At 53.3% G+C, this 14,055-nt stretch carries 14 protein-coding genes and 1 pseudogene; 13 read left to right on the top strand and 2 right to left on the bottom strand.

The features are described from left to right. Nucleotides 1-41 precede the first annotated feature (41 nt). Nucleotides 42-665 (top strand): helix-turn-helix domain-containing protein, encoded by a 624-nt coding sequence (locus ACI2I2_RS05625; RefSeq protein ID WP_404657002.1) that lies wholly within the window; start codon nt 42-44, stop codon nt 663-665. Here the strand turns inward: ACI2I2_RS05625 and ACI2I2_RS05620 are convergent, their stop codons facing one another. Together ACI2I2_RS05620 and ACI2I2_RS05615 are read right to left on the bottom strand one after the other, a co-directional pair. Then, a complete protein-coding gene (locus ACI2I2_RS05620) occupies nt 666-1,304 on the bottom strand; it encodes a hypothetical protein (protein WP_404657001.1) in 639 nt (212 codons plus the stop codon). Beyond that, nucleotides 1,304-2,866 carry a peptidoglycan-binding protein gene (locus tag ACI2I2_RS05615; protein WP_404657108.1) on the bottom strand — a complete coding sequence of 521 codons (1,563 nt, stop codon included), beginning with the start codon at nt 2,864-2,866 and terminating at the stop codon, nt 1,304-1,306. The genes ACI2I2_RS05620 and ACI2I2_RS05615 overlap by 1 nt, the downstream gene beginning before the upstream one ends. Nucleotides 2,867-3,165: 299 nt before the next feature. Between ACI2I2_RS05615 and gspC the strand changes: the two are divergent. The 12 genes and pseudogenes from gspC to ACI2I2_RS05555 all read left to right on the top strand — a co-directional run bounded on the left by gspC (nt 3,166) and on the right by ACI2I2_RS05555 (nt 13,961). Then, nucleotides 3,166-3,896: pseudogene (gspC, locus tag ACI2I2_RS05610) on the top strand (type II secretion system protein GspC). A gap of 13 nt (nt 3,897-3,909) precedes the next feature. Further along, a complete protein-coding gene (gspD, locus tag ACI2I2_RS05605) occupies nt 3,910-5,835 on the top strand; it encodes a type II secretion system secretin GspD (RefSeq protein ID WP_404657000.1) in 1,926 nt (641 codons plus the stop codon). A gap of 14 nt (nt 5,836-5,849) precedes the next feature. Next, the gene (gene gspE, locus ACI2I2_RS05600; protein ID WP_404656999.1) at nt 5,850-7,328 is read left to right on the top strand and encodes a type II secretion system ATPase GspE; all 1,479 of its coding nucleotides are present in this window, start codon (nt 5,850-5,852) and stop codon (nt 7,326-7,328) included. Further along, nucleotides 7,328-8,536: a type II secretion system inner membrane protein GspF gene (gene gspF, locus ACI2I2_RS05595; protein ID WP_404656998.1), complete on the top strand. Its 1,209-nt coding sequence runs from the start codon at nt 7,328-7,330 to the stop codon at nt 8,534-8,536. The genes gspE and gspF overlap by 1 nt, the downstream gene beginning before the upstream one ends. Before the next feature lie 2 nt (nt 8,537-8,538). Continuing rightward, a complete protein-coding gene (gspG, locus tag ACI2I2_RS05590) occupies nt 8,539-8,988 on the top strand; it encodes a type II secretion system major pseudopilin GspG (protein ID WP_404656997.1) in 450 nt (149 codons plus the stop codon). Further along, nucleotides 8,988-9,473, top strand: coding sequence for a type II secretion system minor pseudopilin GspH (gspH, locus tag ACI2I2_RS05585; RefSeq protein ID WP_404656996.1), 486 nt, complete (start codon nt 8,988-8,990; stop codon nt 9,471-9,473). The genes gspG and gspH overlap by 1 nt, the downstream gene beginning before the upstream one ends. Then, nucleotides 9,466-9,846 (top strand): type II secretion system minor pseudopilin GspI, encoded by a 381-nt coding sequence (gene gspI / locus ACI2I2_RS05580; protein ID WP_404656995.1) that lies wholly within the window; start codon nt 9,466-9,468, stop codon nt 9,844-9,846. Before gspH ends, gspI begins: the two co-directional genes overlap by 8 nt. Continuing rightward, complete coding sequence (gene gspJ, locus ACI2I2_RS05575) at nt 9,843-10,502, top strand: type II secretion system minor pseudopilin GspJ (RefSeq protein ID WP_404656994.1); 660 nt, start codon at nt 9,843-9,845, stop codon at nt 10,500-10,502. The genes gspI and gspJ overlap by 4 nt, the downstream gene beginning before the upstream one ends. Next, entirely contained in the window at nt 10,502-11,524 is a 1,023-nt protein-coding gene (gene gspK, locus ACI2I2_RS05570; protein ID WP_404656993.1) for a type II secretion system minor pseudopilin GspK, read from the top strand. Before gspJ ends, gspK begins: the two co-directional genes overlap by 1 nt. Before the next feature lie 15 nt (nt 11,525-11,539). Further along, nucleotides 11,540-12,685: a type II secretion system protein GspL gene (gene gspL, locus ACI2I2_RS05565; protein ID WP_404656992.1), complete on the top strand. Its 1,146-nt coding sequence runs from the start codon at nt 11,540-11,542 to the stop codon at nt 12,683-12,685. Beyond that, on the top strand, nt 12,682-13,167 hold the full coding sequence (gene gspM / locus ACI2I2_RS05560; protein ID WP_404656991.1) for a type II secretion system protein GspM: 486 nt from the start codon (nt 12,682-12,684) through the stop codon (nt 13,165-13,167). The genes gspL and gspM overlap by 4 nt, the downstream gene beginning before the upstream one ends. Then, nucleotides 13,164-13,961 (top strand): prepilin peptidase, encoded by a 798-nt coding sequence (locus tag ACI2I2_RS05555; protein ID WP_404656990.1) that lies wholly within the window; start codon nt 13,164-13,166, stop codon nt 13,959-13,961. Before gspM ends, ACI2I2_RS05555 begins: the two co-directional genes overlap by 4 nt. The last annotated feature ends 94 nt before the right edge of the window (nt 13,962-14,055 follow it).

Below are 14,055 nucleotides of genomic sequence, written 5' to 3'. Positions count from 1 at the left end.
GTTTACTCTTTTATTATTTAACTTCTCTAATGGGTATAACAATGTTAAGAATTTATGGTAATGCCAATCGTCCTGAAAAAGAACTTGATGTCCTTATTTCTTCCACCGTCGGGTGCGAAGAAAAAGTCTTAAAAAAATGGCAGCGTATTAACACGACTGACTCAAATTATATTTATGTGGTGGTCAGTGGTGAAGTCGAATTTCGTCGCGAGTCTGACGAACTCTGCGTCTTTACGCTCAGCGATAAATGCCTGTTCGGCTTCTCTTCCGTATACTGCAATTCACAACATATGTACGGTCTGGTTCGTGCCGACACCATAGTGCGTCGCATCAAGAAAGACGAGTTTTCACAGCTCATGCATGAACGCGGGCTGTGGGAAGAACTGATGAAAGTCCTCTCCTGGTACATCAGTCTGCTGAGCAAACGTGATGATGTCTTAATTGCGCGCAGCGCTTACTCCATTGTCCGTGAGTTTTTGATAGAAATTGACCAACTCATTATTCAGCACCAACGTGATGTTAATATTTACGACTATATTCAGGAATACACTAATCTTGCCCGCAGCACTATTATTAAAATCCTCGCCGATCTTAAAAAAGGCGGCTATATTGTGGTGGAAAAAGGCCGGTTGATGAATATCACCTCATTGCCAGAAAAATACTAACTATTCCAGCTGATGCTCTTTGGGCGTAAAGGGCGATGTCTTTATTTCCGGTTGTACATCATGTTTTTCCGTACTGGCCTGCGCTGTGCCCGAGGTTTCATCCGTCGGCGGCGCAGGCACTTTTCCCTGTGAATAATCCTTCTGCTGATCTTTTATTGCCTGTAGCAATAACTCTTTAATGGCACTGTCATCCTTTGTCGGGGCGTTATCATCCGTGCTGTGCATGTCTGAACCGGGCAGGGTATCGCGCGAACTATCTCGCGGGGGATCAGCATCCGGAGCCTGTTGCCAGTCGGCATCATCGGCATTGATCGGCATGTCCTGCAAAGGCGGTATGTCGCTTTGCTTTGGCACCGGTTTTGCTACTGGCTGTGGGAACGGCTTGCTGACATAGACATAGTGCATATCAGAAAGCTGAGCTTCCGGTTTGCTGTGATTGACCCTGGCCGTTTCAGGCGTGGGATGCTGCAAATTCCAGTAAAGGTGTGCATACACGCCCGACATCGCCAGGGCCAGCAATCCCAGTAGCCACAAAAGCGTGGTACAGAACAATTTTTTCACAGACGGCAACCGGTACGAAAACCACACCGGTTCGTTTGTCGTGTAGCTGCGTTGAGCAGCAAGTTGAATCGTCGACATTATAACGTCTTCTCGTGAGGAGTCGGGCTGGTTGTCTTAAGCAGAACCGCAGGCGTGGTATTGGTGTCACGCATCAATTGCATTAGCGTTTCTTCGCCCGCGATCCCATCCACCTTCAGTTGCATTTTTTTCTGGAACGTACGGGTACGCGCCATCATTTCTGCCGTCCAGTTATGGGCATGCGTCACCGGCAGGCTCAGCGCCTGGCTTAATTCCTGATCCATCCACACCACATCTTTGCTGCTGCTTTCTGACGTGATGGCATCTTTCCCTTCAGGCGTCAGACGGTGGATCTGGGTGAAATTGCCTGTCGCGTGCTGAGTAAACCAGCGGCGGCTGACCTGCCAGGTACGGTTATTCATCAGTAAATCCAGCGAGTTATCGCTCACTCTGGCCACTACGGCATAGTTAAGATGGTCGCCGGTTTTGATTTCGCTGATCCACGGATAACCTTCACTGGCCAGGCTCTCAGGCGTGGCATTGCCCTCTTTGCACATCAAATTGACTCGCGCAGCGCTCTGGCATAGAGCCTGATCTGCCGTGGCATCGTATCCCCACATCGCATACAGCTGGTGCATCGCATCGGGCTTATTCACCACTTCGTTTTCAATCACCGGCACCACAGACGCAGGTGGCTGAACGGCTTGCGGTTTCCAGCTCGCCATGACGGGCAGCTCGACCGGTAACATCGCGGTGAGTGTCGGCATTAACGTCCAGCCTCCGGCGGCAAACAGAACGGAAGCAGCAAGGCCCATGGCGGCAAGCCGTTTGCCTTTGCGTTTTACCGGCAGCGTTTCTGCTGCGGCCAGCCGTAAATGGCGTGCCGTTACTTGGGGAGCGCGTTCGGTCCACGCCGCTAACAGCGCCAGATCGGCCAGTGCGTTAACTTTCCCAATCTGGCCTTGAGTAAGAGAGTGCATTTTGCGCACCCGCGTTGCATTGAACGGGGAGGTATCGCTGCCGTGATGTTCGCACTGTGCCTGAACATAATTCAGACATTCCCGCTGCGTGAGTGGGCGCAGAATGTGCAGGGTATGAAGAGCCTCACCCAGTCCGGATTGCTGCAGTGGCTTTTGTTGGTCAGCACTTCCCATCAGCACAACGGACAACGGGAAATCCAGTTCCTGTGCGCGGGTTAACAGTTGAGACAGCACCGGCAGGCAGCTGGCTTTCAGTGCCTGACAGTGCGAAATCACTAATACTTTGCCTTTACATTTACGGGCCGAAGGCTCCTGCTGCCACTGGTGCAGCACGGCATCAATCGCCTGAAATTTGGTTTTGCTCTCTTTGGTGGTGGTGTTGAGCTTGTAGAGCAAACCCGTGGCGTTGAGTTTTGGAAACGCATTAATCAACAGCATGCCAGTATTCTGCGCTTTCAGCGCATCAGCAAACTGGGCAGTGAGGAAAGCATCATCGCTAAGCAGAGCGGTCACGCCAGGCAGCTGGCTCTTTTCGTTGATCAGGCCGAAAACGTCCTGGTGATAAGGAACCATAAACGCATCATGAGACCGGGTAAGGGTCCGGAATGGCTGAGTCGTGAAATTATAGTGGCGCAGGTACATAACGTGAGTTGTCTCTTTCATTCATAGCAATGGAAGCGAAAAAGTAAAGCAGACAGAAGAAGGGGGCAATGTATCGGGAGAGTAAAAATATCCTTGTCTCGGCGCTAACAGTTTATTTTTTCACGGTCAATGTTTTTCTACAGCAAAGTTGCTGGCATCGTCATTAGTCATATTACCCGGTACTCATTAGTATTTGCCTCACTGAATTATGCAGCCCTGTGCTGCTTGTGTTTGCTTTATTAAAGGCCAATGAAATAATGAGGATGTCATTTGTTACCCAATTGATTACGCCTTGCATAATGTTTGTGCTGCTCATTTTTTGCAGCCAGCAAGGGTATGTCATTTATAAAGATTATAAAAAGGTTACGAATAAGTTGGCTGATGCTAAACAGGATTTGAAAAGCAAACGTAACCCTGAAAAAGCCTTCACCCTTTTTACCCCTGCGACACAAACCCAGACCCAGACAGCTGCGCTGAAAAAGCCGTGAATGCGGAAATTGAAGGGATCGTGAGCAGTGATGAGGCCTGGATGTCCTTCGCGGTTATCAAGACGCCAGGCGGGCAAAAGAGCTATCGCGAAGGCGAAAGCTTGGCCGGGTTCGACAACGCCTGGGTCGAAGAAATACAGCAAAATAGCGTGGTGATTAACTATGAAGGTGCCACTCAGACCCTGGCGCTGAATAAATCAAGTTATTTTAAAGGCGGTGCAGAAAGTGCCCCGGTAACCAAATCGACCACCGATGCAGGTGCCGATAATTTGCATCTTGACGATTATCTGGTGTTAAAGCCATTAATCGAAAAAGGGCAACTGGAAGGCTACAACATTAATCCTCGCAATGCGTCTTCTTTCTTTAGCCAAAGCGGGCTTGAGAAAGGGGATGTGGTGGTAAAGGTAGATTCCGTCGATATGACAAAAGCAGCACAGGCGCAAAACATTATTACCCATTGGTCAACAATGAAAGAAGCGCAGGTGGTCGTCAAACGTCACGCTCAGCTGAAAAATATTCAGGTGAATGTTCTAAACAATTAATAAGTGTAAAGACATGAAGAAATTTCCATGGGCGTGCGTGGCGCTGACCGCGTTGTCGTTCTACTCCGGTTCGCTGTTTGCAGCGAACTTTAGCGCCAGCTTTAAAAATACTGATATTCGCGAGTTTATCGACACGGTAAGCCGCAACCTCAATAAAACCATTCTGGTCGACCCGTCCGTACAGGGCTCGGTGTCCGTCAGAACGTATAACGTGCTTTCGGAAGAGGAGTATTACCAGTTCTTCCTGAGCGTGCTCGACCTTTACGGTTTGTCGGTTATCCCGATGGATAACGGCATGGTGAAAGTTGTGCGTTCATCGGTGGCTCGTACTGCGGGTGCGCCGATTGCCGACAGCAAAAACCCAGGTAAAGGCGATGAAATCATCACCCGTGTGGTGAGGATGGAAAACGTGCCGGTTCGCGAACTGGCCCCGCTATTGCGCCAGCTCAATGATGCCAGTGGCATCGGTAACGTGGTGCACTTCGAGCCCTCCAACGTACTGTTGCTCACGGGCAAAGCGTCGGTGGTCAATCGGCTGGTGGATTTGGTTCAGCGTGTTGATCAGAACGGCGTCCAGCGTCGTGAGATTGTCGGGTTGCGTTATGCTTCTGCAAAAACGCTGTCTGACATGCTGAACAACCTCAATAACGAGGAGCAGAAAGGGCAGAACGCGCCGCAGCTGGCGACCAAAGTGGTGGCCGATGAGGAAACCAACAGCCTGGTGATCAGCGGCAGTCAGGATGCGCGTCAGCGTACCCGAACGCTGATTTCTCAGCTCGACCGTGAGCAAAATAACGAAGGCAATACCCGCGTCTTTTACCTGAGGTTTGCCAACGCCAGCAAAGTGGTGCCGGTATTAACCGGGATTGGCGATCAGCTGAAAGACAAGCCGGGCAACGGCAAAAGTAAATCGACGCAGACCTCCGGTGACCTGAACATCACTGCCGATGAATCCACCAACTCACTGGTGATCACCGCGCAGCCAAACGTGATGAATTCGCTGGAAAAAGTGATCGCTAAGCTGGATATCCGTCGGCCTCAGGTGATGGTGGAAGCCATCATTGCCGAAGTTCAGGATGGCAGCGGGCTTGATCTCGGCGTGCAGTGGACCAGCGAACACGGCGGCGTGCAGTTCGGTTCCACCGGCCTGCCCATCAGTCAGATGAAGAAAAATAAAGTGTTGGGCAGTTTCACGGGCCTGGCGACCGGTTTCTTTAACGGTGATTTTGGTGCGTTGATGACTGCGCTGTCGACCAACGGCAAGAACGACATTCTCTCCACCCCAAGCGTGGTGACACTGGATAACAAAGAAGCGTCGTTCAACGTCGGCCAGGATGTGCCGGTGCTGTCCGGCTCGCAGACCACCAGTGGCGATAACGTCTTTAACTCGGTTGAGCGTAAGACGGTCGGGACCAAACTCAAGATTGTGCCGCAGATTAACGACGGCGACATGATCCACCTGAAAATCGAGCAGGAAGTGTCGAGCGTAGATAACAGCGCGACGGAAGATGCCAGCCTGGGCCCAACCTTCAATACTCGCACCATCAATAACGAAGTGATGGTACATAGCGGGCAAACCGTGGTCTTGGGCGGCTTGATTGAAAATGTGACCAAGCAGTCGGTCTCGAAAGTGCCCCTGCTCGGAGATATTCCGCTGGTCGGCCAGCTGTTCCGCTACACCTCGCAGGACAGCGCCAAACGTAATCTGATGGTCTTCATTCACACCACGGTGCTGCGTGATGACGACAACTACAGCGCGGCGTCGAAAGAGAAATATGACCAGATTCAGGCGCGTCAGCAGCAACGTATGGAAGAGCGCAAGCTGGGCATTATCGAAAACAGCAACAACCCGGTGTTGCCGGATTATCCGAACCAGAGCCGTTCTGAGCCGGTGAGCGCCGAAGCGCCAGCAACGCCTCACGATCCATTCAGCCAGTGAAGCCGGGGGATGCGATGAACGAGCTAAGCAAAACGCTGTGTACCAGCAACTACGCGAAAGATAACGGCATTCTGTTTTTCGAAGATAACGTGTACTTGCGTGAAGACGCGCAGGCGCACGCATTACTGGAGATGCGTCGGGTGCTGGGGCGCACGTTCGCGCCCAACGTGCTAAGCGCCGAAGCGTTCGACGAATTGCTGACCAAAATCTGGCAGCAAAACAGTGGGGTTTCGCAGCAGATGGTCGACGACATGGACGCCGACATCGACCTGCTCGCGTTGACCGAAGAGATCCCCGACAACGAAGATTTGCTGGATAACGACGAGAACTCTCCGGTTATCCGCCTGATCAACGCCATCATGAGCGAAGCGGTAAAAGAAGGTGCGTCGGATATTCATATTGAAACCTTCGAGCGCACGCTGAGCATTCGTTTTCGCGTCGATGGCGTGCTGCGCCCGGTATTACAGCCTGCGCGTAAACTCGCACCGCTGCTGGTTTCTCGTATCAAAGTCATGTCCAAACTGGATATTGCTGAGAAGCGTTTGCCCCAGGATGGCCGTATTTCACTGCGCATTGGTCGCAAAGCGATTGACGTGCGTGTGTCGACCATTCCGTCGCAGTACGGCGAACGAGTGGTCATGCGTTTGCTCGACAAGAGCAATCTCAAACCGGATATCAACAAACTTGGGCTGATTGATGAAGAACTGGTGAAGCTGAAGGGGCTGATTGAGCGCCCGCACGGCATCATTCTGGTCACTGGCCCAACCGGTTCGGGGAAAAGTACCACCCTGTACGCGATCCTTTCGGCGTTGAACGGTCATGAACGCAACATTCTGACCGTCGAAGATCCTATCGAATATGAACTCGAAGGGGTCGGGCAAACTCAGGTTAACCCGCGTGTGGACATGACGTTTGCTCGCGGTCTGCGTGCCATTCTGCGTCAGGACCCTGACGTGGTGATGATCGGTGAAATTCGTGACGGCGAGACGGCGCAAATTGCCGTGCAGGCGTCACTTACCGGTCACCTGGTGATGTCCACGTTGCACACCAACAGCGCCGCCGGGGCCATTACGCGCCTGCGGGATATGGGGCTGGAGTCATTTTTAATCGGTTCGTCGCTCCTTGGCGTTATTGCCCAGCGTCTGGTTCGTCGGTTGTGTTCGCACTGCCGCACCGTCAGTCCGCTGGAAGACAATGAGAAGCCACTGTTCAGTTTCATGGAGAAACCACCGAAGGCGATTTATCGCGCGGTGGGTTGTGAGCAGTGTCGCCAAAGCGGCTACCAGGGACGTGCCGGTATCCATGAATTTCTGGTGGTGGACAGCGGCATGCGTCGCGCCATTCACGAAGATAAAGATGAAATGGCGGTTGAAACGCAGCTGTTTAAAGAAGCCTACAGCCTGCGTGAAAACGGCTTGCTGAAGGTGATTTCTGGCGTGACGTCGCTGGAAGAAGTGATGCGCGTCACCGCCGAACGCGGAGGTGACGAGTAATGGCCTGGTATGCCTGGTCCGCAACGGACGCCACGGGAAAAAGTCAGCGTGGCACTTTGCAGGCTGAAGGGCCAAAACAGGTGCGTCAGACGCTGCGCGAGCAGAAATTGATGCCGGTGTCGATAACCGAAACACGCAACCCGGCGGAAAGCAAAAGTGCACGCAAAGGCGCCAAACTGTCGATTCCGGTGCTGTCGATGTTTACCCGCCAACTGGCGACGCTGGTGAATGCCGCGCTGCCGCTGGAAAGTGCGTTGAAAGCTATCGCCAAACAAACGGAAGACAAAACGCTGGCGAAGATGGTGACGGAAATTCGCGACAAAGTGGTGGAAGGGCACACGCTGTTTGATGCCTTTAGCCAGTTTCCGCGCAGCTTCGACAAGCTCTACTGCACGCTGGTGATGGCTGGGGAAAAAACCGGGCATCTCGGCGACGTGCTGGAAAAACTGGCGGAGTTCAACGAGCAACGCCAGAAGATGAAAAGCAAGCTGACGCAGGCGATGGTTTATCCCATCACCTTGACGGTAGTAGCGGTGGCGGTGATCTCGATTTTGCTGGTGGCGGTTGTGCCGCAGGTCATAGACCAGTTCACCCACATGAAACAGCAGTTGCCGATCACCACCCGCACCCTGATTGCGGTGAGTGATTTTTTACAGGCGTGGGGCATTTTTATTGCCGGTGGCCTGTTCGGGGCATCGGTGTTTTTTAAAGCGTGGCAGAAAAAAGAGAAGAACCGTTTCACTTATCACCAGTGGCTGTTAAGCCGTTCGCCGCTGAAGAAACTGGTTTGCGCCATCAACAGCGCGCGCTATATCCGCACGCTCAGCATTTTGCAGGCCAGTAGCGTTCCGCTGCTGGAAGGCATGTATATCGCGATGGACGGCATCGAAAACCTGTATGCCCGCAAGGTGCTGGAACAGGCTGCCGATAGCGTGCGTCAGGGCTCATCGCTGTATAACGCGCTGGAGCAGGCCAAAATATTTCCACCCACCATGTTGTATATGGTGGCCTCCGGTGAGGAGAGCGGCGAGTTGGGGCCTTTAATGGACCGCGCGGCGGAAAACCAGGAATCTGCATTACAGCATCGCATTACGTTAACGCTGTCGGTCTTTGAACCGGCACTGGTCGTCACAATGGCGACGGTTGTTTTATTTATCGTTCTTGCAATATTACAACCGCTGCTTCAACTTAATAATATGGTGGGTTAAACATGTCTGTGAAAATAAAACGTCTGCAACATCAGGCGGGGTTTACATTGCTCGAATTAATGGTCGTTATCGTTATTCTTGGCGTATTAGCCAGTATGGTGGTGCCGAATTTAATGGGCAATAAAGAGAAGGCCGATGTGCAAAAAGCCACCAGTGATATTGTGGCGCTGGAAGGCTCTCTCGATATGTACAAACTGGATAACCATCGCTACCCCACCACCGAACAAGGCTTGCAGGCACTGGTGACCAAACCTGAAATCGCGCCAATTCCAAAAGGGTATCGCGATGACGGCTATATTCGCCGCCTGCCACAAGACCCGTGGGGCAATGACTATATTCTGGTCAGCCCTGGTGAACACAGCGCGGTCGATATTTTTTCTTCCGGCCCGGATGCTGAAGCTAATACCGCCGATGATATTAGCAACTGGTCTGCTGATACCAAAGAAAACTAATGAATAAGCAACGTGGGTTTACCTTGCTGGAGATTATTGTGGCGCTGGTGATATTTTCCTGCTGCGCCATGATGGTGGTCTCAACCATTCCTTCTCGCAGCGGCGCAGATATATTGGGGCAGCAAATGAAATCCCTCGTTGAATATGGTTCTGACCGCGCGGTGATGGACGGCAATATTGTTGGGCTGGTGGTGACCTCAACGGAATATCAACTGGTGACCCAAACAGGCAGCGATAACGGCCGTCACTGGGTGCCGCTAGCCGCAGGTCGAATTCTGACTCATGGCCAGTTTCCGGAAGAGATGTACGTCTCGCTCAGCCCGCAACGTCTGGCGGCGACGCTGGATGACGTGCCGCAGATTGTCTTTTTACCCGATGGCGAGCTGAGCCGATTCAAACTCAGCCTGCAAAGTGCGGACAAAAAAGTGCGCTTTCACGTGGCCTCGCAGGGCGCGACGCCGGTTGAGGTGGAGAACGATGACTGACAGCAACAAGAAAGAGCAGGGCATGACGCTGCTGGAAGTGATGGTCGCGTTAGTGATTTTCTCCACCGCGGCGCTGGCGCTAATGAACTCCGTCTCCCTGAACGTGCGCTTTACCCACAGTTTGTCGGAAACCCTTCAGGCGAGTTGGGTCGCGGAAAACCTGCTGGCGCAAGCTCAGTTGATGCAAAAGGATTTTCCCGACGATGAACTGGAAGGCAGTGAAACGATGGGCGGGCGCACCTGGAACTGGCATATCCAGCGGGTGAAAACCTCAGCCAATGCCTTTGCCGATGAGGTGCGGGTGTATGGCGAAGGTGAAGAAACGCAGCCGGTGATTGCCCTCCAGTTGACGCAGCCGGGAGAAGGGGAATGAGCAAACAGACGCAACGCCAGCAGGGCTTTACGTTGCTGGAAATCATGATTGCGCTGACCATTTTTGCGGTGATCAGCACGCTGGCCTGGCAAATTCTGGATGGCGCGATGCGCACTTCTTCAGCCAGCGATGCTGCGGCCGTGAAGATCACCCAATTGCAGCGTACCTACAATCTGCTCTCGCGCGATTTTTATCAGGCACAGGCACGCGCGCCGCGTAATGAAGGGGATGCTTTTGTTGAACGAGCCGATGGCCTTGAACTGACCACCCTGAGTGGGATCAGTGGGCAATTACAACTGGAACGTGTGCGCTGGCGGCTGAAAGACAAACGGCTGTGGCGTGATGTCTGGAGCACTATCGACAGCCCGGCAGGCGTCGAACCGGAAGAGGTGCCCATTCTGAACGAAGTGAGTTCGATGACATGGCGCTTCTGGAGTGACGGCTGGCAGGACGAATGGCCGGAAACAGACCATCAGCCCGCCGGCGTGGAGCTGACACTGACGATGGAAAACGGCGACACCTGGCGCTGGATTTTTATGACGCCGGGCGATATGCCGGAAAGCCAGACTCTCCAACCGGAAGAGAAAACCGACCCGGCCCAGCCGGTACCCGTTGAACCACAGCCCACGCTCGCGGCTGAAACGGGGGCGAAATAATGCGTGATATTTCATGGCGTAAACAGCGCGGGGTCGCTCTGCTGATGGTGCTTATTTTGCTGGTGATGATGTCGGCGCTGGCCGCCAAAATCAGCCAGCAGTTTTGTCGGCATTTGCAGAAAACCCATTATCAGGTGAGCCAGCAGACGTTGCGCTGGGCCATTCAACGCCAGCAAACCGTTCTCGAAAATGGGCTGCAAAAAGAGGCCAGCAGCGAAAGCAAAGGCCTGTCGCCGAACGGTGACTGGGCGCAGCCGCTGGAAACGCAGGGTGAAAACTACACCGTGACAAGCCAGGTAGAGGACGCGCGAACCTGCTTTAACGTCAACAGCCTGATTGCTGAAGACAGCGCAGCGGCAAAACCTGCCGACGCGCCAGGGGCGTTACCGGAGAAACCAGTCAAAGAGCAGATTACCGAACAGTTGCTTATCGACAGCGGTGTCAGCGCGACGACAGCCGAAGAGGTGTATCAGCAACTGGTGGATGACCTCGACGGTGACAACCTCACGGCGAAACAAGGTCAGGAACAGGATGCCTGGGCGAGCGTCATTCCGGCTCGTGGACCGGCCAACCAGATGATGCGCACTATCGATGAAATCAAACAGTTGCCAGCCTTCCCGCTGACGGCATGGGCGAAAGCCAGCAAGCTGCTGTGTGCGCTGCCCGATACCGACGGCAAGGTGAACGTCAATACCTTAACGCCCGAACAGGCCCCGCTGCTGGCGGCAATTTTTACCGGCACGCTGAATACCGATGCCGCGAAACGGCTGATTGAGTCCCGTCCTGAAGAGGGTTGGGACTCGCTGGAGGCGTTCAGCAAGGTGCTGGAAACCGAGTATCCGCAGACCAAAGAACTTATGGCGCAGATTCAGGAGCGGATTGCGGTGGGGAGCCGTGATTTTCGGGTCAGCAGCACCGGCAGTACCGACGATTTAACACTGCGCGTTGTCAGTCAGCTTCATGTTGATAGTGAAGCTGGCAAGGTGATTACCTGGCAACGTCGTTACCGAATGGCTGAATAACACAAGTAAAACACGATGAAACAGGTGCTATTTATTCGTCCCGGCACGCATGAGGACGACAAGATTTTGTGGTGCGAATCCGGGAGTCAGCAGGTTGGCACGCTGGCGGGATGGGGTGAGCTGAACACGCTGGCAGACCATCCGTGGGCGAGCAATATCTGCTTGCTGCTGCCGGCCAGCGAAATGATTTTCCGTCACTTTTCACTGCCAAAAAAAGGCGCTTCCGCACAAGGAACGGTCTTTTCATGGATGGCCGAAGAGACGCTGATTGGCGATGTTGACGGCCTTCACTGGACGGTAGTGAACAAAAAAGGGCGGGAAGTAGATGCCATGGCAATCCACGCCGATGTGCTGCGTCGCTGGCTGACGCTTTTTTCCGAAGCCGGGTTGGGCGTCACCCAGGCGCTGCCGGACGCGATGTTGCTGCCCGTCAGTGATGGCGGTACCACGCTGGTGGCGCTTGAAGAAAGCTACTGGCTGCGCTTCTCGCCGTTCAGTGCGTGTGAAGCGGATGCAGGCCTGTTGCCGTTGCTGATGAGCAAATGCGGTGAAGGGGAAGTGCGTTGCTACGGCGATGCGCCAGAAGGCGTTCGCGTGGATGAGGCGCTGGCGTGGCAACACCCGCTGGTGCTTATCCAGCCGCAGTGGGAGGCGTGTCGCATTAATTTGCTGCACGGCGAGTTTTCCTTACGCAGTGCTCAAGGTCCGCGCTTTAAGCATACCAAAGCGCTGATGACCGCCGTGGTGTTGCTGGGAATTGGCCTGTTGTTAGGGCCACGCCTCGGGGCGGCCTGGATGTTGAGTCAACAGCAGGAACAGGTGGCCAGTGAGATGCTCGAAGTGGCGCAACACTATTTCCCCACTTTGCGTCAGACCACCAACCTGAAATATCACGTTGGGCAGAGCCTCAGCAAAGTACAGAAGGGGTTCTTTATTCAGCTTGATGCCCTGGAGCAAATCAGGCAATCGCAGCCAGCTGTGGAAGTCAGTGAAGTGGAATACGACGATACGCAGGGGCAGCTCACGCTGAATGTGAAATCGATGGACGCCCAGGCGATTCAGACTTTTGTGAATCAGGCCAATGAGCACTTTGCGTTAACCCTGCAGCCCATTTCCAGCGAAGCCCCTTATACCGCGATAGTTACCGGGAAATTCAAATGAAAGAACGTGTCGCCCAATTAAAAGCCCGCTGGCAGAATTACAGCCCGCGTGAACGCTTATTATTTAAATTCAGCGCCGGGGTGCTGTGCTGCGCCGTTATTTATTACGGTGCGATGACGCCGCTGGATGCAATGATTAAAGATAACCAGACAGCTTTATTCAAACAGAAACAAACCCTGAACTGGATGCGTGAAGAAATTAACAAAAATCACCTTCAGGCCAAAGTATTGAAAGTCAGCAATCCTCGCAGCGTAGTGGAAGACAGCGCGAAAGAGATCCACCTTTCACTGACGGAATTGCGTCAGGATGGGCAGTCATTATCTTTTAGTATCGACAGAGTCAACGTTTATACCCTCAAAAACTGGCTGCGAGAGATGAATATGACCTCCGGGGTCAGAATGGTAAAAGTCGATTTGACGCCAGTCGATCACCTGAGTGATGTGAGCGCGCACATTACGCTGAGTTGGGGCAAAATCGCGTGAATCCGTTGATGCTGATACAGACCCAGAATCTCCCCGGGCTTTGCGCGTTGAGCGCCGGGCTGGGGGCCATTATCGGCAGTTTTCTGGGCGTGGTGGCAGAACGTATTCCGCCGTTGGTGATGGGTGAAGAAGGGGCGGGGAATCTGCTGTTTCCGGCTTCCCATTGCCCTGAATGCTCTCATCCGCTAAGCGGCTGGGAAAATATTCCTGTGCTGAGCTGGTGCTGCCTGCGTGGGCGTTGCCGCCACTGCCAGGCTGCTATCCCGGTTCGTTTGCTGCTGGTCGAAGTGTTCAGCGCACTTTTCTTCGCTTTCAGCGCTGCCTTTGCGCCTTCATTGCCCGTGTTGCTTTCACTGTGGCTGCTGTGGAGCTTGCTGTTGCCACTGGTGATTATCGATGCACGGCATTTGCTACTACCGGATAGCCTGACTCAGCCGCTGCTGTGGGCTGGCTTGTTGACCAGCGCCTTATTTCATACGTTGCCATTGACCGACGCGCTGTACGGCGCGGTCGCCGGGTATCTTTCGCTGTGGCTGCTGTACTGGGCATTTCGGCTATTGACCGGGCGAGAAGGGCTGGGGTACGGAGATTTTAAACTGCTGGCAGCCCTTGGAGCCTGGTGTGGCTGGCAGTCATTGCCGACGCTGGTGCTGATTGCCGCCCTGAGCGGAATTGCCGTTTCTGTGTTGTTTATTCAATCCGAGCGTAAAAATACGCTTATTCCTTTTGGTCCTTCTCTTGCTATTGCCGGAATGGTGACCTTTATTCTGCGAATGATGAATTTCTCGTTTTAAATCGGCCAGTCAAGTTTTATTTGAAGTTTTTTCACCAGGGAAAGGAATGAGGGAAATATAAAACGCCCTGTATTCTTGGTGTCACGAAAAGGAC

The sequence above is a fragment of the Scandinavium sp. NPDC088450 genome (assembly GCF_044900545.1).
Lineage (GTDB): Bacteria > Pseudomonadota > Gammaproteobacteria > Enterobacterales > Enterobacteriaceae > Scandinavium.
This window is presented reverse-complemented; position numbering and strand designations above follow the sequence as displayed.